Below are 24721 nucleotides of genomic sequence, written 5' to 3'. Positions count from 1 at the left end.
ACGATGTGCGATTTCTTGCTGGCGCACGAATGACAAATCGTAATTCGTACATCGTAATTCAAATACATGAAACAGATTCTGATTATTAACGGCCCGAACCTGAACCTATTAGGCAAGCGCGAACCGACCATTTATGGTAATCGCTCGTTTATCGATTACCTAAAAACGCTGGAAGTTCAGTTTCCAGAGGTGCAACTTCGCTATTTTCAATCGAATCACGAAGGAGAAATCATCGATAAAATTCATGAGCTTGGTTTTGACGTCGATGGTATTGTAATCAACGCAGGTGCTTATACTCATACATCCATTGCCATAGCCGACGCACTTTCGGCCGTTACATCTCCCGCCGTTGAGGTACATATTTCGAACGTTCACGCCCGCGAATCGTTCCGCCATCACAGCTATCTATCCGCCAAATGCAAAGGTGTAGTTGTGGGGTTAGGGTTGATGGGTTATGAAATGGCAATCCGTTATTTAGTGATGAGCGATAAGTGATGAACGGTCCGCCGTTGCGGTTTGCTGACGCGACATACTTATCACTTACTACTCATCACTCATCGTTCATCACTTATCGCTCATCAATATGATCACCTTCTATCCAGGTCCGTCGAAAGTTTATCCGCAAGTGGCTGACTATGCCGCTGAAGCTGTGCGTCAGGGTATTGTAAGTCTGAATCACCGCAGTGCAGGCTTTATGGATATTGTAAAGCAAACGGTTCAACTGCTTCACGAAAAGCTGGCTATTCCGGCTGATTATCATATTGCATTTGTATCGTCAGCGACGGAATGTTGGGAGATTGTAGCGCAGTCGCTGACAGACGAAGCGAGTTTACATCCGCATAGTGGCGCGTTCGGGAAAAAATGGGCTGAATATGCGTACCGAATCAAACAGCCTACTAGTCTGAGTGAGGCCGATGTGCTTTGTCTTGTTCAGAACGAGACGTCGAACGGAACGCAGGTGAATATGGAAACGCTGGGCCAGTTTCGTAAGGATTTTTCAGGGTTGATTGCGGTCGATGCCGTTTCGTCAATGGCGGGTATCCTGTTCGATTGGACGCTGGCGGATGTCTGGTTTGCGTCAGTGCAAAAATGTTTTGGTCTTCCGGCTGGGCTGGCTGTGTTGATTTATTCGCCAAATGCGCTGAAAAAGGCCGAAGAAATTGGCGAACGCAATCATTACAACAGCCTGCTTTTTATTCACGAAAACTTTTCTAAGTTTCAAACGCCCTACACACCAAACGGATTGGGAATTTATCTGCTGAATCGGGTCATGCAGCAGGTACCGCCCATTGCTGAAGTAGCTAACGGTACTAAAAGCCGTTCAGAAAGTTGGTATTCCTTTCTGGAACAAACATTGGCAGAAACGCCATTTCATTTGTTGATTAATGATCCAGTCCTCCGTTCCGACACGGTGATTGCAGTAGAAGGGCCAGAAGCTGACATTAAAGCCATAAAAGCTGCGGCTCAGCAAGCAGGAATTACCCTCGGCAATGGGTATGGCGACTGGAAAACAACAACGTTTCGAATAGCCAATTTTCCTGCTATTACGGATGCTGACATCGATACCTTAAAGCAGTTCATGCTGACTTGGCTTCCCAATCAATATGCTTAATGTTAAAGAGATCGTTTCGGTTACGCTTATTCTATTTTCGGTTATTGATGTAATCGGGTCATTACCCGTAATTATTGATCTGCGTCAGAAATCGGGGAAAATCGAGTCGGAGCGAGCTACGCTTGCATCGGGTATTCTGATGATTGCATTCCTGTTTGTCGGTGAGCGAATCCTGCAATTATTTGGCGTAGATGTAGCTTCGTTTGCCGTAGCGGGCGCATTGATCATTTTTCTGATTGGTCTGGAAATGATTCTGGGAAGAACAATTTTCAAATCAGAAGTAGAGACTGGCGGAGCTACGCACATTGTTCCGATTGCGTTTCCGCTGATTGCCGGTGCCGGTACATTAACGACAATTATTTCCCTCCGGGCCGAGTATCAGACAGTCAACATTATTGTAGGGATCGTTCTAAACCTGATTCTTATTTATCTAGTCCTTCGTTCTTCAGCCTGGCTTGGCGTTAGACTTGGAGCGGGCGGGTTAGCTGTACTGCGTAAAATATTTGGTATTATTCTGCTGGCCATCGCAATCAAATTACTTAAGACCAATCTTATTCCTGGATTTTAATCTACGTTTTATAAGATGAATGGAAGAATAGAAATAGTTGACTATCTATTTGGCTTTCTGTTTAACGCAGTATTGTTAAAAACTAAACATTTTTAGTAGAATGTACCATATTTTCTAGGTAATTCTTACCTATCTACTGTTTTTTTTATCATATCGACTCAGATTATAAAGCACTAAAAAAAATACCCAAATATGGTATTTTACTGTACTGAACGAATTTAAATTATAATATTTCCATAAAACCCATAAAAAATATGGCTTAGGGGTAGGTTAGCCTTTATAATTTATTGTAAAGCCACACTATATTTGCTGGAAGTCTTGTTACAAACCCCTTTTACAAAATTCACTTGTACATCATGGCAAAGGCGAAGTTAGAATACATTTGGCTCGATGGTTATAAGCCCACCCAAAGCTTACGGTCAAAAACTAAAATTGAAGGCGATTTCTCTGGTAAATTAGAAGATTGCCCAATGTGGTCGTTCGACGGTTCGTCGACCGAGCAAGCGCCGGGTGGTTCGTCTGACTGTCTGTTGAAACCCGTTTTCATTTGCCCCGATCCACAGCGTAAAAACGGTTACCTCGTAATGTGCGAAGTACTGAACGCTGACGGGACACCTCACGAGTCGAACGGCCGCGCCACGATTGAAGACGATGATAACGATTTCTGGTTTGGTTTCGAACAAGAATATTTCCTGTGGGACATGAGCATCGATAAGCCGCTTGGCTTCCCGGCTGAAGGCTTTCCAAAGCGCCCACAAGGTCCTTATTACTGCTCGGTTGGCGCACAAAACGCGTATGGCCGTTACATCATCGAAGAACACCTGGATGCTTGTCTGGATGCTGGTCTGAACGTTGAGGGTATCAACGCAGAGGTAGCAACGGGTCAGTGGGAATTCCAGATCTTTGCTAAAGGTGCTAAAGAAGCTGGCGACCAAATCTGGGTTGCTCGGTATATCCTGGAGCGTATCGGTGAGAAATACGGTATTTCGATCAACTGGCACTGCAAACCACTGGGCGACACCGACTGGAACGGTTCGGGTATGCACGCAAACTTCTCGAACAGTACGTTACGGACTGCCGGAAGCAAAGAAGTTTACGATACCATCTGCGCATCGTTTGGCCGTTCTCCAGAAGTAATTAAAGCTTGTATCGACGTATACGGTGCTGATAACGAGCAACGTCTGACGGGTAAACACGAAACACAGTCGATCACCCAGTTCTCGTACGGTGTTTCTGACCGGGGTGCTTCGATCCGTATCCCTATTGCTACAGTAGAACGCGGCTGGAAAGGCTGGTTGGAAGATCGTCGGCCAAACTCGGCGGCTGATCCATACAAAGTTGCTGCGGTCATCATCAAAACCGTTAAATCGGCTGATGTAGTAGAAGCTTAAGCGATCTCATAGAGTTACTAAAAATCCCGACTACGAAAGTGGCCGGGATTTTTTATGCGCTGTAACAAGAAATTCATTTAATCGAGTTTTTATAGCTCTGTATTTTGTTTTATCTATCTTTAACTGTCAGTTTTCCTGAATCTTAACAACAAAAAGCTATGGACGCGAAAGAGTATGATTTCGAAGAAAAATGGAAGCAGTTAGAAGCTTCCAGTAAAGAAATATCTGGTACAATCGGCGCGGTAGCGGGAGCCGTAGTCGGTATTTCCGTATTAGGGCTTAGTGCGCCTGTGATGTATCTGAAAAAGAAAGCCGCTGGAAAAGAAACCTCGGATGCCTTAAAAGAAGTTGGAGACAGAGTTATTGAAAAGACCAAATGGATGAGTGAATTTGGTCGGTTTACCGGGAAAAAATTCGGCCCCAAAATTTTAGGCACAATCGTTATTGGCGTTGCAGGTCTCCTTTCCAGCGAAGAATAGTCGTTTCTGTATTACAAGTTTGCTAATTGGGCAGTCAAGTCGAGCAGATAATCGGCGGTTTCAGGCGAACGGCGCCCAAGACCGCACGAACTGGCTACATCAACTAATTGACCACGCGCTGATTCTATACTGTTCAAAATCCCGATATTCTCGTCTACGCTTCGTTTTTCATGGACAAAACCAGCAATAAAACGCGTAGTTGAAGGAAGTTGTATATCCTTTAGCGGAGCGTAATAAGCGGCACAAGTTGAGGGCGGAGTTCCGGCTTCGGCAAACGGGTAATGGATGTAGGCAAGTGAGTGCTGAGCGGGCCATTCTTCGACTAATCGATTCGAAAACTGGACCATTTTATTAAGCGTCTTTGGGTGCACAAGTGCTTCATTGTGAAAATCGCCCAGGCATAAATGCATCCCAATCTGAGCGCCAGGTGTAATTTTCGCCAACAAGTCTTTGATCGGAATTAATGATAAACCAATCATAGGTTTGGGCAACATATAAGCTGCATACAATTCCGGAGGTACTTCAAGCTGAATCAATACGTCGGGGCCAAGCTCGGCTAAGACTGCATTTACTTCGCGGGCAATAACGGTGTTGAATGCTTTGGTATAACGCAGCCATGTTATCTGGCTCGCGAAGGCAAACCCCATCGCAAATCCCGTCGGTACACCCATCTGGAATTTCAGACTTGGCAAATTGTTTTCCTTCCGTAATTCTTGAAAAATTGGATAACTACGTCGGGCAAAATCATCGTACCCTAGCGTCACGTGGTGAGGCATATCGGCCGGAGAATGCTTAGGTTTTAGTTTTTGAAACTGATCGTAATTGATCGCCATACCATCCTCTCCACGAACGGGTTGTTTCACAATTTCCCAGTTTCGATTATCACTCGTCAGTTTTTCAATAGCGTACACAACCCACGCGATTCGATTTCCTTTCGGGAATGCAGGTGTTTTGTCGCCAATTTCTCCATCGGGTAAACTGAACAAAGCAGGGCCGAGTTTGTCTAACGCGCGATTCATACACGTTTTTTCGTCATTAAACGGCAGGCTACCGACCAGTAAAGCGGAGCGTTTAGGCGGCTGTTTGGGAGAAGCTAAGTTTGGTCTAGATTCAGGCTGTTGAGTCATAGTAGAGTTGGGTTAGATTTGAAAGGTGTTCAATCTTGCATATATACGAAAACTTAGTGTTACTCGCTGATTAAGAGCACATTTTTACCAATAAATAAGATGAGTTGCTGCCGCCTTGTTGCCCATTCGTTTGGCTGCGTTAAGAAAGTAGAAAACGAATGTGCTGTAACTGGCAGAAGGAATGTATGTTTGGCAAATTTTTCACCCAATCCTAAACCTCATCAATGTCTAATTTTCGGTTTAAAGCCCTTGAAATTGCACAAAGCCGCCAGGCGATGCCGGTTGCTGCACCCACTGAACGGGTCGGTGATTTTTTTGGCAGCTATACCTTTAATAATGAAGTAATGCGGTCGTTGCTTTCGCCCGAAGCGTATATAAAAGTAACGGAAGCGATTAATACCAATGGCCAAATCGATCGCGCTATTGCCGACGAAGTGGCTGGTGCCATGAAATCGTGGGCAACGTCGAAAGGAGCCACCCATTACACGCACTGGTTTCAGCCCTTGACAGGTGAAACAGCCGAAAAACACGACGCTTTTTTCGATGTTGGATCGGATGGAAAGGCGATGGAGAAATTCAAAGGAAGCGCGTTGGTTCAACAGGAACCTGATGCGTCGTCATTTCCAAACGGTGGATTGCGGAATACCTTTGAAGCTCGTGGATACACCGGCTGGGACCCGAGTTCACCCGCGTTTCTGATGGATAACGGAGCGGGTGGCAAGACACTCTGCATTCCGTCCGTATTTATTAGCTATACCGGTGAAGCGCTGGATTACAAAACACCTTTATTGAAAGCTTTAAACGCGCTGGACAAAGCTGCCACAGCCGTTTGCCAATATTTTGATCGAAACATTACTAAAGTAACGCCTACGCTAGGCCCCGAACAGGAATACTTTGTAGTTGATCGGGCACTTTTCTATGCTCGTCCTGATCTGGTATTAGCCGGTCGGACCGTGTTTGGACATCAGCCCGCGCGGGGTCAACAATTGGAAGATCACTATTTCGGATCGATTCCACCACGGGTTAACGCGTTCATGGTTGATTTTGAATTCGAGTCGATGAAACTCGGTATGCCCGTTCGGACGCGCCATAATGAAGTCGCCCCCGGTCAATTTGAAGTTGCACCGACGTTTGAAGAAGCGAACCTCTCCGTCGATCATAACGCCTTATTGATGGACTTGATGGAGAAAGTGGCGGAGAAGCATAATTTGAAAGTGCTTTTCCACGAAAAACCATTTGCGGGCGTCAACGGCAGCGGTAAGCATAATAACTGGTCAATGGGGACGAATACAGGGGTTAATTTGCTGGCGCCCAGTACCAAACCCAAAGAGAGTTTACGTTTTCTGACGTTTTTAGTCAATGTCGTAAAAGCTGTTCACGACAACGCCGATCTGCTCCGAGCCAGCATTGCCTCTGCCGGAAATGAACATCGCTTGGGGGCCAACGAAGCGCCACCAGCCATCGTTTCAGTTTTCCTCGGCGAAACGCTTACTCGCGCGCTAAATGACCTCGAAACCAAATCAGAAGTTACTGTAAATAAAGGTGATAACGTCTATTATAAACTGGGACTCAACCGTATTCCGAGTTTGATGCGTGATAATACCGATCGAAATCGTACTTCACCGTTTGCCTTTACGGGAAATAAATTCGAGTTCCGGGCAGTGGGCAGCTCCGCCAATTCAGCCTCGACCATGACGGTATTAAATGCCATCGTCGCCGACCAACTCAACAAGTTTAAAACCGACCTTGATGATCGACTGGGGAAGGGCGAAAAGAAAGAGTTGGCTATTGTCGATATCTTGAAAGAGTATTATGCCAATACCAAACGGATTCTGTTTGAGGGTAATGGCTATTCGGATGAATGGGTCGAAGAAGCTGCCCGACGTGGTTTATCAAATATCAAATCGTCACCCGACGCGCTGAAGGTATATGTCCTACCAGAATCGTTAGCCCTGTTTGAACGAACGGGGGTGATGAATCATGCCGAAGTCGAGTCTCGCTACGAAATTGAACTTGAAAAGTACATTAAAAATGTACAGATCGAATCGCGGGTAATGGGCGATCTAGCCATGAATCACGTAGTATCGACGGCTTTGAAATACCAGCATAAACTAGCGGAAACAGCCCGAAACTTGGTGGAATTAGGTATGAATGCCGAAGCCGAGCCGATCAAAGATATTCTGCGTGAAATTTCGACTCGGGTACTGGTCATCAAGAAAGGCGTGGAAGCTATGATCGAATCACGCAAAAAGGCAAACAATGTAGCTGAAACGGCCGAACGCGCCCGGTTGTATGCCACTGAAGTTAAAGATCACTTTGAGCTGATTCGGTATGAGGTCGATAAACTCGAAGAGATCGTAGACGACGAAGATTGGCCATTGGTGAAATACCGGGAGTTACTGTTTGTGAAATAAGACCGGGATTTAGCAGATTAGGGGATTAAACGGATTTTGTTTTTCGCTTCGAAGAAGTGCTCATATACAAAATCTGTTTAATCCCTTAATCTGCTAAATCCCGGTTCAAAATCAGTTTAATCAGTTAAATCCAATAAATCCCGGTTCAGACTATTAGCTTTGTGTTATGGCAAAATATAAAAACGAAGGGTATGACCCTGAGGAAATCAGCGCCCTTAAAGACGAATGTCGGAAGGAAGGTAAGTCGTTTGTTTACGTTGAAGACGACGATCTGGATACGCTGGATGAGGGCGAATGTGTTCATATTCAGTTCCCCGGCCACTATCAGCTGGAAGAAGTTATTTTCGATACGCTGGTCTACACACTCCGACTGCATCATAGCAGTTTAGTGTACGAAATGGCTGTAGAGCAGGTTCGTAAGACGTATCCTGAGTATGTTCCACCCGAAGATCGTAAACTGAATTATAAGATATCGCCCGAACTGGAAGAGGAAGCTGAAACGGCTTTGACTGAAATTATTGACGAAATCGAAGAAACCGAAACAATAAAGGTGCAGGAACACGTAGAAGTCGATATGCAATCCGACTATGGCATTGCGCTGGACGTCTGCTTGAATGTCGAAGAAATCACGGATGAAATCATCGAAAAATTTATACATGATTTCAACGCCAATAAGCTCTCTCTCGATACAACTCTCTATTCATTCACCAGCGAAGAAGAAAACTAAATGAGTGATAAGTGATGAACGATGAGTGAAAAATAATTCATCGTTCATCACTTATCACTCATCACTACTATCATGCAACAACCTGATTCTCTTAACCAGGTCGCGGAATTTCATCGCACCTTTCACGCTCCTATTTTAGATACTCCCCAGATCCCATCCGAAGCGCGCAGTCAACTGCGCGTATCCTTGCTGGCAGAAGAGCTCGATGAGTTACGGGATGCTATTGCCGAGGGCGATATTGTCGCGGTTGCTGATGCGCTTTGTGATCTACAATATGTTCTTTCTGGAGCCGTGCTTGAATTTGGCTTGGGCGACAAATTCAAAGCATTGTTTGATGAAGTACAGCGCTCGAACATGAGCAAAGCCTGTTTGACCATTGCTGAAGCCGAAGCAACAGTGACTTCCTATCGGGATAAAGGCGTTCCCTGTCATTTTATTGAATCAGATGGGAAGTATTTAGTGTTTCGCGATGCGGATCACAAGACACTGAAAAGCATCAATTACTCTCCTGCCGATTTAATCGGTGTTTTAGAGGGAATACCGGAATAAATGATTCGCTGACCTTTATGATTAGTGAACAAGAAACAACCCGTATTAGTAAACGATTAAGTCTGATACTAAGGCATCGACCCGAATCGATCGGTATACTGTTGGATGAAAATGGTTGGACAGACGTTGCCATTTTGCTCAATAAATTAGCCATTAGTAAAGCAATTTTATCGCATGTAGTGGCTACGAACAATAAAAAACGGTTTGCTTTTAATGCGGATGAAACGAAAATTCGGGCTAACCAAGGTCATTCCGTTGACATTGATCTAGGCTACCAGACCCAGGAACCTCCGAAAGTACTTTATCACGGAACAGGCCAAAATTCTGTTCAATCTATCTTAAAAACGGGCTTACAAAAACAAAAGCGACATCACGTTCACTTAAGTGCCGATATTGAAACAGCTCTTAACGTTGGAAAGAGACATGGTGTACCTGTTGTGCTCGAAGTGAATACAGAACAAATGCAGAACGATAGCTTCGCATTTTACCAGTCAACTAATGGTGTCTGGCTGACCGATCATGTGCCTGTTAAGTATATTAAAGAGCTAACTACTAATTAGTAAGTAGAGCAATGCAAAATTATCAATTCACCGCCGTCGACCGTTTTCTTCGTTACGTTCAGATTGATACGCAATCTGATCCACAATCGACGGCAAATCCGAGTACAGAAAAACAGAAAGCCCTTAGTTGCGTGTTGGTTCAGGAACTGATCGAGATGGGTATTTCTGACGCAGAACTGGATGAGTGGGGGTACGTGTATGCGACGATTCCGGCTAATACCGGAAAAACAAACGTTCCAACCATTTGCTTCTGTTCGCATGTCGATACATCGCCTGATGTGACGGGTGAAGGTGTCAAGCCAATAATTCATCGGAAGTGGAATGGGGCTGATATTATGTTGCCAGATGATCAGAGTCAAGTGATTCGCGTTGCTGATCATCCAGACCTGAAGGAACAAATTGGGAATGATATTATTACGGCTAGTGGGACTACGCTATTAGGTGCCGATAATAAGGCGGGTGTGGCTGAAATTATGGACGCGGCTCATTATCTACTCACGCATCCTGAAGTCAAACACGGTCGAATTCGACTGCTATTTACGCCCGATGAAGAAGTCGGGCGCGGAACTGAAAAAGTTGACATTCAAAAACTTGGTGCTGAATTCGGGTACACGATTGACGGCGAAGCGTTGGGTACACTCGAAGATGAAACCTTCTCGGCTGATGCTGTCAAGATTGTTTTTCAGGGAGTGAGTACACACCCCGGTTTTGCCAAAGGTAAGCTCGAAAATGCGCTGAAAATCGCGGCAGATTTATTAGCCAAACTACCCAAAAACGCCCTCTCACCCGAAACTACGGAGGACAAGATAGGGTTTGTGCATCCGACGCGCATGGAAGGAAATCAGGATCAGGCTGTTCTGGAATTCATTATCCGCGATTTTACCGAAGTTGGTTTGCAGGAAAAGGAAATTTATCTGCAAAATCTGCTGAACGATGTGCTGGTAAACTATCCTGGATCATCGGCGCAGTTTACGGTAAAAGAGCAATATCGAAATATGAAAGTTGTGCTGGATCAGCATCCTGCCGTAGTGGAAAACGCACTCGAAGCGATCAAACGAGCAGGTCTGTCGGCCGAGAGACGTAGTATTCGGGGCGGCACAGATGGATCCCGACTTTCGTTTATGGGTTTACCTTGTCCCAATATTTTTGCGGGCGAACACGCGTTTCATTCCCGATTGGAATGGGTATCCGTACAGGATATGCAAAAAGCGGTGGAGGTGATTGTGACTGTCGCACAAGTCTGGGAAGAACGGAGCTAGTCCAGCAAACCCATTCTCTTATTTCATATAACAAAATCGTCATTTGGTGAGTTGAGCAGCTACAAAACTCAACCAACATGGAAAACGAACTGGAAGTAGAGACGCTGCCGGGAGCGGACGTAAAAACGCCTTATGATGTAAGAGACGATGTAGCTGGTATCAAAACCCTGTTTGTCAATGTCTTTTTTATTGGCAAACGAGGACATGGTAATCCCTGGATACTAGTTGACACGGGGTTTATGGGGTATGCAGACCAGATAAAGAGTCATGCCGCAAAGCTATTTGGATCAAACAACAAACCCCAGGCTATCGTATTGACCCACGGCCACGCCGACCATACAGGAACGTTGAAAAAGTTGCTGGAGGAGTGGGATGTGCCCGTTTACGCGCATCCACTTGAACTGCCATACCTGACGGGTAAGTCGAGTTATCCGCCACCTGATCCGGCAATTGGTGGGGGAGGGATGGCTTATATGTCATGGATCTTTCCAATTGGCCCAACCGATTTCGGCGATAAGATCAAGACAATTCCTGAAAATGGTTTAATCCCCGAATTGCCTGATTGGCGCGCTATTCATACGCCAGGCCATTCGCCAGGGCATATCTCGTTGTTTCGCGATAAAGACCGAACGCTGATTGCAGGTGATGCCTTCGTTACAACGAATCAGAACGCAATTACGGCTGTAGCTACCCAACGCGAAGAGTTTCACGGGCCACCGGCGTACTTCACCTGTGACTGGGAAGCCGCCAAAAAATCGGTGCTTAAACTGAATAATCTTAATCCGCTAGCTGCCGGAACAGGTCATGGTGTATCGGTACGTGGTCTTGATCTTGAACTAGGCTTGAATCGATTGGCTCATGATTTCGAAGCTCGTTCAATTCCTTCGTCTGATGGTCGATATGTAAAACAACCTGCAATTACCGACGAAAATGGCATCGTGGATATGCCGACACCAATATCTTTTCATGTAGCCCGCACGATAGGGTTAGGCGTCGCGATGGGGCTGGTTTTATCACTAATTTGGACGGTACGAAAGAATACGAAATAAGAGTAGAGAGCCTTATCTGAACTGGTAAGGCTTTTTTGTTGATAGCCTATATCCTTATTTTTGCAAAAAAGGATTTTGTATATGGGCGCAAAAAAGCCTAAATTTTACGTTGTCTGGCAAGGTCGAAAGCCCGGTGTGTACGACAGTTGGGAAGAAGCCAAAGTGCAGACAGATGGGTTTGCCAAACCATTATTTAAGTCATTCGATACGAAAGCTGCGGCTCTGAAAGCATTTAAAGAAAAACCGCACCTACACATAGGACAAGCCCCAAAAACACCAGGTCAACATACTAAATTAACAGAACTTGTGGGCTCGCCAATTCTGGATAGCTTAGTCGTTGACGCAGCCTGGAATACGGCTACGGGCGATATGGAATACCAGGGAATTTACCTCGGAACCAAACAGCGACTATTTCTCAAAGGGCCGTATGCTGATGGCACCAACAATATTGGTGAATTTCTGGCCATCGTCCATGCTTTAGCACTACTTCATCAGAAAGGCAGCAATATTCCTGTATACTCCGATTCCCGAACAGCAATTGGTTGGGTCAAAAAGAAGAAAGCGAATACCAAACTGGAAGAAACATCCCGCAACGCTGAACTGTTCGACCTGCTTGATCGAGCCGAAACCTGGCTCCAAACGCACCGATTTGCCAACCCTGTCCTCAAATGGGAAACCACGGTCTGGGGCGAAAATCCCGCTGATTTTGGGAGGAAGTAAGACCGGGATTTAGCAGATTAAGGGATTAAACGGATTTTGAACCACACCAGCGGCTCGGCGGGATGTGTGGAATTGAACGGATTTAGATGATTTTTTTTTCCTTCAAAAAATCAACGAAACACTTATCTACAAAATCATAGTCGGTCAGTCAAATCAGAAAAATCCCGGTTTCGATGTTCACCTTCAAGCAATTCGTCATTCATCAGGATCGCACAGCCATGAAAGTCTGTACCGATGCTTGTGTATTGGGGGCTTATGCTGATTTGGGAGTTGGAGGGAGTATACTAGATATCGGTACCGGGACAGGTTTATTGGCGCTTATGGCCGCACAGCGTAATTCAACAGCCCGAATCGATGCCATAGAAATGGATGAGGCAGCCTACCAACAGGCTGCTGAGAATGTAGGCAGTAGTCCTTTTTCTGAGCGGGTCAACGTAGTGCATAGTCGAATACAGGACTTTGTTGGTCAAAATGGTTATGATCGAATTTTGACGAATCCACCCTTTTATACAAATCATCTTCGCTCGCCCGATGCGGCTGTTAATCGCGCGCTTCACACGGATGAATTGCCGTTTGCCGATTTGGTTAACACTGTCACTCGATTCCTGAAACCTGACGGAGAATGGTGGGTATTATTACCCCCTTATGAATCAGGTAAACTTGTTGAATTGGCTCAGGCCGAAAGTCTATTTCCTTTTAAACAGCTTTCAGTCCGTCATCACGCAAAAAAGCCCGTTTTTCGGATGATAACAGCTTTTTCCTTTGATCGTCAGGCTGTTAATGAGGAAGTGCTGGACATATATGAAGTAAATGGACAATCAACATACACACCTGAATTTCAGTCGTTACTTCGCGATTTTTACCTGATATTCTGAAAACTTGCGACCTTTGCGTTAATCTTTGCGCACTTTGCTAGTTTCTGGTGCGTTGTAGAAATTATATGTCAGAATTGCTTCAACTCACCGTTCTGATTCCGCTTTATAACGAAGAAGAATCGCTGCCCGAACTCCATAATTGGATTGTGCGGGTTGTAACGGAAAATCACTATACCTACGAAATCCTGTTTGTAGACGATGGCAGTACTGATGACTCCTGGGCGGTCATCGAGCGACTGGCTAGCGAAAATCCGGCGGTGCGCGGTATTCGCTTCAACCGGAATTATGGCAAAACAGCAGGACTACAAACGGGCTTTCAGGCGGCTCGTGGGCAGGTCGTTATTACGATGGATGCCGATTTGCAGGACAGCCCCGACGAAATTCCAGAATTGTATCGGATGATTACGGAAGGTAAATACGATCTGGTATCGGGCTGGAAACAGAAACGCTACGATCCTATTACCAAAACGCTGCCTACCAAACTGTTTAATTCAGTATCGCGCTGGATTTCCGGGGTTCAACTCCACGATTTTAACTGTGGTCTGAAAGCGTATCGACAGAAGGTTGTGAAAACTATTGCGCCAACCTTATACGGCGATATGCACCGAAATTTACCTATTGTCGCCAATTGGAATGGCTTTAGCAAGATTGGTGAAAAAGTAGTCCAGCACCGAGCCCGAAAATACGGTACGACAAAATTCGGATTGGAACGATTCATTAATGGCTTTCTGGATGTACTGGTTATTGCTTTTGTTCATCGATTCAGTAAGCGACCGATGCACTTCTTCGGTACGTTTGGAACGTTGTCATTTTTTGTCGGAACGGTACTGGCGATATGGCTTATCGTTGAAAAATTGATAAATATTTCACAAGGTGTCAAATTTCGTAACGCAACTGACAATCCGTTGTTTTACTTTGGCCTGGTAGCTATTATTTTAGGCGTTCAGCTTTTTTTGACGGGCTTTTTGGGCGAAATGCTGGTTCGGCAATCGCTCGGTAAATCAGGAGATTCGCTAATTGCTGAGCGAATCGGATTTACTGAACAGAAATTGCCTGTTTAATAAAAACGCCGTCTCAATTGATCTATTTACTTATAAAACACAATGAAGAGTAATTTTAAAGCGCATCCCTGGCATGGTATCCCGATTGGCGATTTAGCCCCTAAACAAGTGACGGTTTTTATCGAGATCGTGCCAACAGATACCGTCAAATACGAAATTGATAAAAACACGGGCTACCTGAAAATTGACCGCCCGCAACAATATTCAAACGTTTTACCCGCTTTGTACGGTTTTGTACCGCAGACCTTCTGTGGTAACCAGATTGCTAAACTAGCATCTGAAAAATCGGGCCGGGTTGTCGAAAAAGGCGATGGTGACCCGCTCGATATTTGTGTATTGACCGAGCGCGAAATTACCCACGGTGACCTGATTCTACAGGCAATTCCGATTGGCGGTTTCCGGATGATTGACAAGGGTGAAGCCGATGACAAAATCATCGCTGTTCTGAAAGGCGATGCTATGTATGGACAATATACCGAGCTTGCTCAATTGCCCGAAGCGGTCGTAAAACGATTACGTCACTACTTCCTCACGTATAAAACGTTACCCGACGAACCGGTTGCTATGGAACTGGCGAATGTATACGGTCAGGCTGAAGCGTGGGAAGTAATTCAAACATCGATCAACGATTATAAGTTGATGTAGGAGGGAGAGCAAAGGACGTGGGGCAGAGGGCATAGGGATTGGGGTAATAGAGATATGAATTACCTTATGCCCAATGCTCTCTGCCCCATGCTTTTTCAACCACTTATCCGGTTGATTGCGCATTCAACATTTTTTCGACAGTGTGCCCTAGATAGGCTGTATTTTTGCGTATATGTGTACTGACACACAACTTTGTTAACAATTCATGCAACAGTTTCTCAAATATGTTTTGGCCACAATTGTTGGGCTAATTCTGTTTTCGTTTGTTGGCTTTTTGATGTTGATAGGACTGAGCGCAGCTTTATCCTCTTCGAGTGATCAGAAAACGGAAGTCAAGAATAATTCGGTGTTGAAGATCAATCTGGATGAGCCGATTAATGAGCGAAGCAGCGATAACCCATTCGATGGGTTTGGTCCCATGTTTGGCTCTGGCGATGCGATTGGGATCGTCGAGATAAAGCAGGCTTTAAAGGAGGCTAAAGAGGATGATAATATCAAAGGTATCTACCTGCAATCCGAAAGCCCGATGGGCGGATGGGCGTCGCTGGAGGAAATTCGTAACGCTCTGATTGACTTTAAACAATCGAAAAAATTCGTTTATGCCTACGCCGAGGGCATGACCGAGAAAGGTTACTACATTGCTTCGGTGGCTGATAAAATTTACCTGAACCCTGTTGGTGAGTTAGAGTGGAATGGCCTGGAAGCAGAATTGACATTCTTTAAAGGTACACTGGATAAACTGCAACTAAAACCTGAGGTTTTCCGGGTAGGCGATTTCAAAAGCGCAGTTGAGCCGTTCATTCGGGAAGATATGAGTGAACCCAATCGCCGTCAGGTTACGTCGTTTCTGAATTCAATCAACGACCATATGCTGGTACGAGTAGCGCAAAGCCGTAATCTGCGGGTCGATTCCCTGAAACGGTACGCTGATAATCTGACCATTCAGCGGCCCGAAGATGCGCTGCGCACCAAACTTATTACCAACGTAGGCTATCAGGATGAACTGGAAACCATTATTCGTAAACAGCTAGGCATTGATGAAGACAAGAAAATCAACTACGTCGGGCTGGATAAATACAATAAATCTGGTAAAGACGACACCGATGGAAGCAGCAAGAATCGCATTGCTGTAATTATCGGATCGGGGGATATTCAAACAGGTAAAAGCGGTAGTGAGAGTATCGGATCGGAAACGATTGTTGAAGAAATTCGGAAGGCCCGGCTAGACGACAAAGTGAAGGCTATTGTCTTACGAGTTAACTCAGGTGGAGGAAGCGCCCTGGCGTCAGATATAATGTATCGGGAGGTAGAACTGGCCAAAAAAGCAAAGCCCGTTATTGGTTCCATGTCTGATTACGCAGCTTCTGGAGGTTATTATATGCTTATGGGGTGTAATAAAATCGTTGCCCAACCTAACACCATTACCGGCTCAATCGGAGTTTTTTCCCTACTGTTTAATGCCGAGACGTTTTTGAAAGACAAATTGGGAATCACGCATGATCGGGTGAAAACCAATGCCAATGCTGATTTTCCGGCTGTTACGCATGAAATGACGCCTTTCCAGAAACAGGTAATGCAGCGCGCAACGGAACGGATTTACGCTCAATTCACCAGCAAAGCCGCAGCTGGGCGAAAACTGCCGGTCGATAGTGTACGCGCTATTGCGGGCGGCCGGGTCTGGACGGGTTCGCAGGGGAAAGCTCTTGGATTGGTTGATCAATTGGGTGGGCTGGATGAAGCCATCAAACTGGCTGCTCAATCAGCGAAGCTCGGCGAGGGAGATTACCGATTGAAATACCAGCCAGTAAAAAAAGAATTCTTTGAGCAACTGATGAACTCGTTTGGAGATAATGAAGAAAGTAAAATTCAGGCACAGCTTGGCGAATTGGCGCCGTATGTGAAGTACCTGAAGAAGCTTAAAACGCTGGAAGGTATTCAGATGCGCCTGCCATTTGAGATAACAATTCAATAGGGTTACAATTTGGTTTACCATGTCAGACCTGTACGGTTGAATTCAACTGTACAGGTCTTTTTTTATCTTGCATAACGCAACGCCATCCTGCATGCAGACTCTACCCATTCGTCTTGATCTATTCGCACTCCTTATTTTTCTAGGGGTTGTTCAGGGCGTGTTTTTGGGTGTTTTTTTTCTGACGGGTAAACGAGTAAAGAACCTGGCCAATCGCTGTATCGGCTTTTATCTGTTGAGCGTATCCGGTATTATGCTGGAAATTGGTCTGGAATATTCCAATTACATGTTCCAGATGCTCGCGCTTGTTGATTATGGTGAGATATTCAATTTTGTATTAGGACCGCTTGTATACTTTTTTGTCTACGCAAAAATAAATACCCGGTTACCCAAACATTGGCGCTGGCATCTACTCCCGGCCATTATCTGGTCGATTAATGCGATTACCTGGATTATTCAACCTGTTGAATTCAAGTACAATAGCTATATCCACGCGTTCCATCCTGAACTAACATTTGTTTATGCAGAGGAATATCTTCCGGAAGATTTTACGGGTTTACGTGGCTATATCAATGAAATGACCACCGTAAGCTGTCTGGTATACATAGTTTTAGCGGTACTTGAAGTGCGCAAAGCATTTCGAAAGGCGAATTTGTCATTGTCGGGTAAAGCCCCTGCTTCATTAACAATGGCCCGAAATGTTACAGCGCTTGTTATTTTGTTTCCACTGCTAATCAGCGCGGTAAAAATGACATACCAGGAAGATATGGGCGATCACTTTCTGGCAGCCTATCTGACAGTAACTATCTACGCAACTGCTTTGCTGGTTATGCGAGGATCGAATGTAATTCAGCAGGATGAAGTAGCGGATGAGATAACACCAACTGAGCCGAAAAAGAAATACGAGAAATCATCGTTGTCTGACGAGTTGGAAGAAGCCTTGCTGACAAAGCTAAACCGGATGATGGAAGATGAAAAACCTTATCTCGAAAGTGATCTCTCGCTACCCAAACTTGCGCAACGACTGAATACCTCGCCCCATCATTTATCTCAATTGCTGAACGATCGACTTGATCAGAGCTTTTTCGATTTACTAGCTGCTTATCGGATTGCCGAAGGAAAAATCTTGCTGAACGATTCGGCAACCGCTCACCTTAAAATTGATGAGATTGCCGAGCGGGTTGGCTACAATTCTACGTCGGCTTTTCACACAAGTTTTAAACGCCTGACGGGACAAACACCTGCTCAGTTTCGAAATCAGCCGAACGAATCCCTACCAAAAAACTAATTTCGACTTCTTCCCGGTCGGCACGAACTTCATTATCATCGGGGAATAGGGTATTTTGGGGTCATGAGCCACAATTTTGAGCCATCAAACCAAAAATATCATTTATGAAAACCCCGGCTGTAGTTTTCGCTGTGCCTACCTTGTGTAGTCAATTCATTGCCAGCTCACTTCTACTAATTAGCCAATCTGTCTGGTTGCAGGCGCAACCAACAGGTCAACAGAGCCCTGCCAATTCAGTTGAGTGGCCTGCGTATGGAAATGATGCCGGCGGCATGCGCTTTTCGCCCCTTAAACAAATCGACGCGTCAAACGTAAAGAATTTAACTGTTGCCTGGACCTTCCGAACGGGTGAGTTGGAGCACTACAAAGGAACAAGCGCCGAAGAGAAAGCAGCTTTTGAGGCCACACCTGTAATGGTAGATGGTACATTGTTTTTCAGTACGCCAACGTCACGTGTTTTTGCTCTTGATGCCGCCACCGGGCAAAAAAAATGGGAGTATAATCCCGATGTTTATCTGCGTCAGGACCTTTCCGAAATTACATCACGCGGAGTTTCTGTCTGGCCAGCACCCAATGATAAAAAAGCATCTGCCGGAGCTGGCAAACGTATTTTCATTGCTACGCTCGACGGGCGATTGATCGCATTAAATGCCCAGACAGGCAAACTGATTTCCTCATTTGGCAAAGAAGGCAGCGTGGATTTGCGACAGGGCGTTGGCAATATCAGCATTACGTCGCCACCGGCAGTGATTGGCAATATGATCGTTGTTGGCTCGTCGATGGGTGATAACCAGCGGTTTAATTACGAACGTGGGGTTGTACGGGCTTACGATGCCATAACAGGTGCGCTCCGCTGGAGTTGGGACCCGATTCCGCGGACAAAAGGCGACGTGGGCTTTGATACATGGAAAGGCCCCGCTGCGAATCAGACAGGAGCTGCCAATGCCTGGTCCATTATTTCGGCTGATCCCGAGCGTGATTTAATCTTTATTCCGACTACCAGCCCCAGTCCAGATTATTACGGAGGTGAACGGCTTGGTCAGAATTTATGTGCTAGTTCCATCGTCGCACTTCGGGCATCGACAGGGAAAATTGTCTGGCATTTCCAAACTGTGCATCACGATATATGGGATTACGACAATGCGGCTCAGCCGTTGTTGTTTACGTTTACCCAAAATGGAAAAGCCGTTCCCGCTGTTGCCGTTGGTACAAAAATGGGTCATGTCTTTGTGCTGAATCGGGAAACGGGTGTACCGTTACTTCCCGTTGAGGAACGCCCTGTTCCGAAATCAGATGTTCCAGGTGAAGAGACATTTCCGACACAACCTTTCCCTAAAACACTTCCCTTGCTGGATTTACAAAAATTTGAACCTTGGGGAATTACACCGGAGGATAAAGCCGCTGCTCAGCGTCGCATCGACGGATTACGGTATGATGGTCCATTTACACCACCTTCTATGCAGGGAAGTATTATGGCTCCCGGAAATGTGGGGGGTATCCATTGGGGCGGTATGTGTTACGATCCGGAATCAGGTTTACTAATTACGAATGTGAATCGAATGGCGGCTGTGGTCCGACTGTTGTCGCGTGAAAAATTGGCCACTTCGCTGAAAGACAATCAGGAGCTGTTACGTGCCGAAACCGGAATGCAATCCGGAACACCTTACGTTTTAAAACGCAGTTATATGTTCGCCCGAGGTGAATCGGGTATTGCCATGCAGACGCCACCGCCTTGGGGAACACTGGTCGCTATAAATCTTAAGAAAGGTGCACTGGCCTGGGAGGTTCCACTGGGGTATATGATGGATATTAATAAATATCCGCAGGCAAAACAATGGGGCTCGTTGAATTTCGGTGGAGCTATTGCTACTGCTGGTGGGCTTGTATTTGTGGCGGCTAGTTTAGATGGTCATTTACGGGCGTTTAAAACGCAGGATGGTAGCCTACAATGGGAAGTTCCGCTTCCGGCCAGTGGACAGGCTACGCCAATGACGTATCAGATGAACGGCCAGCAATATGTGGTAATTGCCGCTGGGGGCCACGGTAAACTTGGTACTAAACTCGGCGACTACGTAGTAGCGTATCGCCTTCCTTAGACAACAATCATCCTAACGAACGAAAACTTAGAAAATGCAACCCTTACCAATTCCTTCTGCCCCAACCCCTTTGCCCAATGCCAACACCACCCGTCGGTATGACCTCGACTGGCTGCGCGTTATTGCTATTTTGACACTACTGTTTTACCATACTGGGATGATTTACGTATCCTGGGGATGGCATATTCAGAGTATCGAGCAAAGCTATCCGATGGAAATTGTGATGCGCTGGCTTCATCTATGGCGTATGCCATTACTCTTTTTTATCTCCGGTGCTGGTACTTTTTTCGCTCTGAAAAAACGCTCGTATGGCTCATATGCCGGTGAGCGCGTGCGACGACTTTTTGTGCCGTTGCTATTCGGTATGTTCGTCATTGTGCCACCGCAGATCTACATGGAATGGTTATTTAGGGGCCGATTCTCAGGGAGTTACGCAGATTTTTATCCTGAAGTATTCAACTTTCAACCGTATCAGGAAGGAGCAAAAGGAGGTGCGTTTAGCTGGCACCACTTGTGGTTTATTTGCTACCTATTTTTCTATTCGCTGTTGAGTATTCCGGTCTTTCGATGGTTGAAAGGAGAGGCCGGTCAGCGGTTCGTTGACCGCCTTGGCCGACTAATTGCCCGTCCGGGTGGTGCGCTGTGGCTGGTTGGTTTCCTATTGTTAAACGACGTTGTATTAGGCGGTTTCTTTCCCAACGAAACCCATGCATTAATTAATGATTGGGCGTATTTTATGAAGAACCTGATCTTGTTCTGGCTAGGTTATATCCTGATCAGCCGACGCGAATTCTGGCAAATCCTCACCGATCAGCGACGCTATTTTCTGGTTGCTACCGGCGTTTTTACAATTATTCTTTACGCTGCGCCGATGATTTTAGGTTGGGAGAACATACAGTCGTCCAGATTGCTTATAACACTGTATAGTTTTGAACGAATTGGATTGATGTGGTCGTCGGTCATCACAACAGTTGCCTACGGTTATCGGTATCTGAACAAAAATCATCCGATTTTACCGAAATTGAACGAGGCTGTTTATCCATTTTACATTCTTCATCAAACGGTCATCGTTCTAATTGGCTATTACGTGTTAACTCGAACAGAGTTAGGTGTTTACGATGGCTTTCTTGTGATTAGCTTTTCTACATTAGCCGTCTGTATTGCTATTTACCTGCTTCTGATTCGGCCGTTTAAGTTGATACGAATTCTGTTTGGACTGAAATAAATGCTCCGATGTTTGATTTACGATAGCGGAGTTACGATTTTTGGGCGATAGGAAATCGTAATTCGTCATTCACCCATCGCAAATTAGTCTATGCGTACCGATTGGACTCGTGCCGAAATCTCTGAAATATATAATTCGCCTGTTCTGGATTTAATCTACCGGGCAGCTACTGTTCACCGCCAAAATCACGACCCGCAGGAAGTACAGGTTTGTACGCTGCTGTCGGTAAAGACTGGCGGTTGTCCTGAAGACTGCGCATACTGTCCGCAGGCCGCTCGCTACCATACGGCGGTGAAAGTTCACAAACTGATGGAAGTGGATGAAGTGTTGACAGCCGCTCAACGGGCAAAAGATACAGGTAGTACACGTTTCTGTATGGGAGCAGCCTGGCGCGAAGTGCGCGACAATCGCGACTTCGACAAGGTGCTGGAAATGGTACAGGGCGTCAATGAAATGGGGCTCGAAGTTTGTTGTACACTTGGTATGCTGACCGAAAGTCAGGCGCAGAAACTGAAAGATGCCGGATTATATGCGTACAATCATAACCTCGACACCAGCGAAGAATATTACGGCGACATCATCACGACACGCACCTACGACGATCGTTTAGATACGCTTGGGCACGCTCGTAAAGCTGGTATTTCGGTCTGTTCGGGTGGTATTATTGGTATGGGAGAATCTAACCAGGATCGAATCGGTATGTTGCATACATTGGCTACATTACTAGAGCATCCGGAATCAGTGCCTGTCAATGCGTTGGTGCCTGTTGAAGGTACTCCGCTGGAAGATCAGCCCCGCGTATCGATCTGGGAAATGCTTCGGATGATTGCAACGGCAAGGATCATCATGCCGAAAGCAATGGTACGTCTTTCCGCCGGTCGGGTTCGGATGAATACCGAAGAACAAGCGTTATGCTTCCTGGCTGGAGCCAATTCTATTTTTGCAGGCGATAAACTCCTCACAACGCCTAATCCTGATGAAGATGCTGATCAGCAGTTATTTCAGACGTTAAATATTCGTCCGCGGAAAGCATTCAAAAATGGCGATCAACCGGCCGTCGTGTTTGAACAGATTCCAGTATAAATAGGTCAACATGCATAAAAAAAGTCGCTGATTTCGTCAGCGACTTTTTTTATGTAAAGAAAAGAACGATTACAAACGACGAACGTATTCGTTCTCGGCAATTTTATCCATCAATACTTCAGACAACGATTCAGCCTGGTGTTTCTTTTCTTCAGCTTTGCCTTTTGATTCAACCTTTACACTGATAATGTGGTTGTTGTACAAAACGTGTAACGCACCTGCTGAAGCATCCCAAACGGCTTTATCACCAACACCAGACACGGCTTCGTAATGACCAGTGCTAACTGCAGGGTGCTCGGCTACAGAAGGATGAACGGCTGTTACACCTGAATGCGTTGGGTGATTATCGGTAGGGCTATGATGAGCCGAATCAGCAGACGTTTCAGCGTTCGTACCTTCGGGCTCTGGACCGCTGGGTGTTTCTTCATTAGCTTCCTCCACGTTTTCGACAGCAGCTGCTGGTTTGCCCTGATACATACGGTCGAAATAATATTCGGCCAGTTGAACCGATGCGTATGGTTTTGCTCCCGCAAACGAAACAACTACTTTATTACCAGCCCATTCAAAAGCGCAACCACCATGTTCTTGAGCTTCTGCCAACTCTACTTTTTCATCCAGATGGAATGTCTGGCGAACGTATTCTTCACCCAAAATTGTGCAAGGTTCGTCGTAATTAAAATCGACGGTGAGGGTATTAACACCTGCTGGTTTTTTCCCCATATAGGCACTGGCCTCCATCTGGAGAGCTGGATCGGAGACATCAGTATTGCTTGTGCAGGCGAAACAAAGTACAGGAAAGGCCAGTAACAGCGATTTGATTTTCATGATATGATCGTGAGAAAAGCCAAAATTAGCGTTTTCTTCAATACTATTTTCGTCAGACTAGTGTTTTAGTCATCAGAAAATAGCTATTCATTTAAGATCGGCTTGTTCGGAGCTTTAGGTTAGAAGAATTGAACGACCAGCCACGATACTCAACATTGCGTTCGACACCTTTCCCGGATCGTAATATTCTAGCCTGAACTGTAGACAGAGCTGAACAGCCTGACAATCGATAATTATTCAGTGTTTTAATATGAGTGATCGCTATTATTGACTAATCGTATTAGATTGTTTTAGAGGTACTTATTGAAATTCAGTGAGTAAACGGCCAGAAATTCGTGAGCGAACGGTAATCGTTCCGTAGTTTTGTTGCAGAATAATTTGCATGCATGTCCGCAATCGAAACTATCCCACTGGCTCCTGGCCGAAAGGTTTATTTTGCTTCTGATTTCCATTTAGGTACACCCTCGCCCGAACAAAGTCGCGAACGCGAACGCGCCGTTGTGAATTGGCTCGATACTGTACGAACAGATGCTGAGGTTGTTTTTCTAGTAGGTGATGTATTCGACTTCTGGTTCGAGTATAAGCATAGTATTCCCAAAGGATTTATTCGGTTGCAGGGAAAACTAGCCGAAATGACTGACGCCGGTACCCGGATTATTCTTTTTACAGGCAACCATGATATGTGGATGACGGATTACTTCTCGCAGGAAATGGGCATTCCTGTGTATCGGCAACCGCGTCGGTATGACATTGGCGGCAAGCGTTTCTATATCGGCCACGGTGACGGACTTGGCCCCGGCGATTATGTATATAAACGATTGAAAACACTCTTTGAAAGCGGGTTGGCACGTCAATTATTTCGCTGGCTACACCCAGATTTAGGGATTGGACTGGCCCATGCCTGGTCGCGCCGGAGCCGGATTAGTAATCAGAAAAAAGGAGAGGAGAAATTCCTGGGCGAAGATCGTGAATGGCTGATGCAATATTGTCGTGAAGTGGAAGCTACATCGCATCACGATTTTTATGTATTCGGGCACCGCCATCTTCCGCTCGATTTAGCCGTAAATACCCAGAGCAAATACATCAATCTCGGCGAATGGGTAACTGCAAAAACCTACGGCGTTTTTGACGGTCAGGAGTTAAAACTGGCAACCTGGAAGAACCAGTAGTAAACTGATAACACCTTCATGGAGCTGTCA

23 protein-coding genes are annotated in these 24721 nt (G+C 45.6%); 21 read left to right on the top strand and 2 right to left on the bottom strand.

The genetic code is table 11. From position 1 onward, the window contains the following. The first annotated feature begins 66 nt into the window (after positions 1-66). The 5 genes from aroQ to ACYVE4_RS10640 all read left to right on the top strand — a co-directional run bounded on the left by aroQ (position 67) and on the right by ACYVE4_RS10640 (position 4050). Positions 67-495 carry a type II 3-dehydroquinate dehydratase gene (gene aroQ, locus ACYVE4_RS10660; protein WP_461039741.1) on the top strand — a complete coding sequence of 143 codons (429 nt, stop codon included), beginning with the start codon at positions 67-69 and terminating at the stop codon, positions 493-495. A gap of 88 nt (positions 496-583) precedes the next feature. After that, positions 584-1612 carry an aminotransferase class V-fold PLP-dependent enzyme gene (locus ACYVE4_RS10655; protein ID WP_461039739.1) on the top strand — a complete coding sequence of 343 codons (1029 nt, stop codon included), beginning with the start codon at positions 584-586 and terminating at the stop codon, positions 1610-1612. Further along, positions 1605-2180 (top strand): MarC family protein, encoded by a 576-nt coding sequence (locus ACYVE4_RS10650; RefSeq protein WP_461039737.1) that lies wholly within the window; start codon positions 1605-1607, stop codon positions 2178-2180. The genes ACYVE4_RS10655 and ACYVE4_RS10650 overlap by 8 nt, the downstream gene beginning before the upstream one ends. A gap of 356 nt (positions 2181-2536) precedes the next feature. Then, entirely contained in the window at positions 2537-3571 is a 1035-nt protein-coding gene (locus tag ACYVE4_RS10645; protein WP_461039735.1) for a glutamine synthetase beta-grasp domain-containing protein, read from the top strand. A 158-nt stretch (positions 3572-3729) separates the two neighbouring features. After that, positions 3730-4050, top strand: a complete 321-nt coding sequence (locus ACYVE4_RS10640) for a hypothetical protein (protein ID WP_461039733.1) — start codon at positions 3730-3732, stop codon at positions 4048-4050. 11 nt (positions 4051-4061) lie between these two features. Here ACYVE4_RS10640 and ACYVE4_RS10635 read toward each other — a convergent pair whose 3' ends face one another. Continuing rightward, positions 4062-5177: a hypothetical protein gene (locus ACYVE4_RS10635; RefSeq protein ID WP_461039731.1), complete on the bottom strand. Its 1116-nt coding sequence runs from the start codon at positions 5175-5177 to the stop codon at positions 4062-4064. A 224-nt stretch (positions 5178-5401) separates the two neighbouring features. Here ACYVE4_RS10635 and ACYVE4_RS10630 point away from each other — a divergent pair, with 224 nt between their 5' ends. The 15 genes from ACYVE4_RS10630 (at position 5402) to bioB (ending at position 22697) form a co-directional block, all read left to right on the top strand. Then, positions 5402-7591: a glutamine synthetase III family protein gene (locus tag ACYVE4_RS10630; RefSeq protein ID WP_461039729.1), complete on the top strand. Its 2190-nt coding sequence runs from the start codon at positions 5402-5404 to the stop codon at positions 7589-7591. Positions 7592-7757: 166 nt separating this feature from the next. Further along, on the top strand, positions 7758-8318 hold the full coding sequence (locus tag ACYVE4_RS10625; protein ID WP_461039727.1) for a hypothetical protein: 561 nt from the start codon (positions 7758-7760) through the stop codon (positions 8316-8318). A gap of 72 nt (positions 8319-8390) precedes the next feature. Further along, a complete protein-coding gene (locus ACYVE4_RS10620; protein WP_461039725.1) occupies positions 8391-8867 on the top strand; it encodes a pyrophosphohydrolase domain-containing protein in 477 nt (158 codons plus the stop codon). A gap of 17 nt (positions 8868-8884) precedes the next feature. Continuing rightward, a complete protein-coding gene (locus ACYVE4_RS10615) occupies positions 8885-9427 on the top strand; it encodes an RNA 2'-phosphotransferase (protein WP_461039723.1) in 543 nt (180 codons plus the stop codon). Between the two features lie 11 nt (positions 9428-9438). Beyond that, positions 9439-10686, top strand: coding sequence for a peptidase T (gene pepT / locus ACYVE4_RS10610; protein WP_461039721.1), 1248 nt, complete (start codon positions 9439-9441; stop codon positions 10684-10686). Between the two features lie 77 nt (positions 10687-10763). Beyond that, positions 10764-11735, top strand: coding sequence for an MBL fold metallo-hydrolase (locus ACYVE4_RS10605; protein WP_461039719.1), 972 nt, complete (start codon positions 10764-10766; stop codon positions 11733-11735). An 81-nt stretch (positions 11736-11816) separates the two neighbouring features. Next, complete coding sequence (locus tag ACYVE4_RS10600) at positions 11817-12455, top strand: ribonuclease H1 domain-containing protein (protein ID WP_461039717.1); 639 nt, start codon at positions 11817-11819, stop codon at positions 12453-12455. A 173-nt stretch (positions 12456-12628) separates the two neighbouring features. Next, positions 12629-13330 carry a tRNA1(Val) (adenine(37)-N6)-methyltransferase gene (locus tag ACYVE4_RS10595; protein ID WP_461039715.1) on the top strand — a complete coding sequence of 234 codons (702 nt, stop codon included), beginning with the start codon at positions 12629-12631 and terminating at the stop codon, positions 13328-13330. A 65-nt stretch (positions 13331-13395) separates the two neighbouring features. Continuing rightward, the gene (locus tag ACYVE4_RS10590; protein ID WP_461039713.1) at positions 13396-14391 is read left to right on the top strand and encodes a glycosyltransferase family 2 protein; all 996 of its coding nucleotides are present in this window, start codon (positions 13396-13398) and stop codon (positions 14389-14391) included. A gap of 42 nt (positions 14392-14433) precedes the next feature. Continuing rightward, complete coding sequence (locus tag ACYVE4_RS10585) at positions 14434-15036, top strand: inorganic pyrophosphatase (RefSeq protein WP_461039711.1); 603 nt, start codon at positions 14434-14436, stop codon at positions 15034-15036. Between the two features lie 205 nt (positions 15037-15241). Further along, a complete protein-coding gene (gene sppA, locus ACYVE4_RS10580) occupies positions 15242-17008 on the top strand; it encodes a signal peptide peptidase SppA (protein WP_461039709.1) in 1767 nt (588 codons plus the stop codon). Positions 17009-17099: 91 nt separating this feature from the next. After that, positions 17100-18293: a helix-turn-helix domain-containing protein gene (locus ACYVE4_RS10575; RefSeq protein ID WP_461039707.1), complete on the top strand. Its 1194-nt coding sequence runs from the start codon at positions 17100-17102 to the stop codon at positions 18291-18293. A 104-nt stretch (positions 18294-18397) separates the two neighbouring features. Then, positions 18398-20389, top strand: a complete 1992-nt coding sequence (locus tag ACYVE4_RS10570; protein ID WP_461039705.1) for a pyrroloquinoline quinone-dependent dehydrogenase — start codon at positions 18398-18400, stop codon at positions 20387-20389. 34 nt (positions 20390-20423) lie between these two features. Next, positions 20424-21614, top strand: a complete 1191-nt coding sequence (locus ACYVE4_RS10565) for an acyltransferase family protein (protein WP_461039703.1) — start codon at positions 20424-20426, stop codon at positions 21612-21614. A 90-nt stretch (positions 21615-21704) separates the two neighbouring features. Next, on the top strand, positions 21705-22697 hold the full coding sequence (gene bioB / locus ACYVE4_RS10560; RefSeq protein WP_461039701.1) for a biotin synthase BioB: 993 nt from the start codon (positions 21705-21707) through the stop codon (positions 22695-22697). Positions 22698-22766: 69 nt separating this feature from the next. On the opposite strand, the gene ACYVE4_RS10555 is transcribed toward bioB, so the two are convergent. Then, positions 22767-23522 (bottom strand): hypothetical protein, encoded by a 756-nt coding sequence (locus ACYVE4_RS10555; protein WP_461039699.1) that lies wholly within the window; start codon positions 23520-23522, stop codon positions 22767-22769. Positions 23523-23908: 386 nt separating this feature from the next. Between ACYVE4_RS10555 and ACYVE4_RS10550 the strand changes: the two genes are divergently transcribed. Continuing rightward, positions 23909-24691 carry a UDP-2,3-diacylglucosamine diphosphatase gene (locus ACYVE4_RS10550; RefSeq protein WP_461039697.1) on the top strand — a complete coding sequence of 261 codons (783 nt, stop codon included), beginning with the start codon at positions 23909-23911 and terminating at the stop codon, positions 24689-24691. Positions 24692-24721: the final 30 nt, after the last annotated feature.

This window comes from Spirosoma harenae (genome assembly GCF_054776975.1).
Note: the sequence above shows the minus strand (reverse complement) of the source record. Positions and strands in the feature narration are given on the sequence as shown.

Coding starts and splice junctions, on each gene's coding strand:
- ACYVE4_RS10575 (WP_461039707.1), top strand. CDS start 17,100: ATGCAGACTCTACCCATTCGTCTTGATCTATTCGCACTCCTTATTTTT.
- ACYVE4_RS10650 (WP_461039737.1), top strand. CDS start 1,605: ATGCTTAATGTTAAAGAGATCGTTTCGGTTACGCTTATTCTATTTTCG.
- bioB (WP_461039701.1), top strand. CDS start 21,705: ATGCGTACCGATTGGACTCGTGCCGAAATCTCTGAAATATATAATTCG.
- ACYVE4_RS10565 (WP_461039703.1), top strand. CDS start 20,424: ATGCAACCCTTACCAATTCCTTCTGCCCCAACCCCTTTGCCCAATGCC.
- ACYVE4_RS10645 (WP_461039735.1), top strand. CDS start 2,537: ATGGCAAAGGCGAAGTTAGAATACATTTGGCTCGATGGTTATAAGCCC.
- ACYVE4_RS10590 (WP_461039713.1), top strand. CDS start 13,396: ATGTCAGAATTGCTTCAACTCACCGTTCTGATTCCGCTTTATAACGAA.
- ACYVE4_RS10640 (WP_461039733.1), top strand. CDS start 3,730: ATGGACGCGAAAGAGTATGATTTCGAAGAAAAATGGAAGCAGTTAGAA.
- ACYVE4_RS10600 (WP_461039717.1), top strand. CDS start 11,817: ATGGGCGCAAAAAAGCCTAAATTTTACGTTGTCTGGCAAGGTCGAAAG.
- ACYVE4_RS10595 (WP_461039715.1), top strand. CDS start 12,629: ATGTTCACCTTCAAGCAATTCGTCATTCATCAGGATCGCACAGCCATG.
- ACYVE4_RS10655 (WP_461039739.1), top strand. CDS start 584: ATGATCACCTTCTATCCAGGTCCGTCGAAAGTTTATCCGCAAGTGGCT.
- ACYVE4_RS10635 (WP_461039731.1), bottom strand. CDS start 5,177: ATGACTCAACAGCCTGAATCTAGACCAAACTTAGCTTCTCCCAAACAG.
- ACYVE4_RS10625 (WP_461039727.1), top strand. CDS start 7,758: ATGGCAAAATATAAAAACGAAGGGTATGACCCTGAGGAAATCAGCGCC.
- ACYVE4_RS10630 (WP_461039729.1), top strand. CDS start 5,402: ATGTCTAATTTTCGGTTTAAAGCCCTTGAAATTGCACAAAGCCGCCAG.
- aroQ (WP_461039741.1), top strand. CDS start 67: ATGAAACAGATTCTGATTATTAACGGCCCGAACCTGAACCTATTAGGC.
- ACYVE4_RS10615 (WP_461039723.1), top strand. CDS start 8,885: ATGATTAGTGAACAAGAAACAACCCGTATTAGTAAACGATTAAGTCTG.
- pepT (WP_461039721.1), top strand. CDS start 9,439: ATGCAAAATTATCAATTCACCGCCGTCGACCGTTTTCTTCGTTACGTT.
- ACYVE4_RS10570 (WP_461039705.1), top strand. CDS start 18,398: ATGAAAACCCCGGCTGTAGTTTTCGCTGTGCCTACCTTGTGTAGTCAA.
- sppA (WP_461039709.1), top strand. CDS start 15,242: ATGCAACAGTTTCTCAAATATGTTTTGGCCACAATTGTTGGGCTAATT.
- ACYVE4_RS10620 (WP_461039725.1), top strand. CDS start 8,391: ATGCAACAACCTGATTCTCTTAACCAGGTCGCGGAATTTCATCGCACC.
- ACYVE4_RS10550 (WP_461039697.1), top strand. CDS start 23,909: ATGTCCGCAATCGAAACTATCCCACTGGCTCCTGGCCGAAAGGTTTAT.
- ACYVE4_RS10605 (WP_461039719.1), top strand. CDS start 10,764: ATGGAAAACGAACTGGAAGTAGAGACGCTGCCGGGAGCGGACGTAAAA.
- ACYVE4_RS10555 (WP_461039699.1), bottom strand. CDS start 23,522: ATGAAAATCAAATCGCTGTTACTGGCCTTTCCTGTACTTTGTTTCGCC.
- ACYVE4_RS10585 (WP_461039711.1), top strand. CDS start 14,434: ATGAAGAGTAATTTTAAAGCGCATCCCTGGCATGGTATCCCGATTGGC.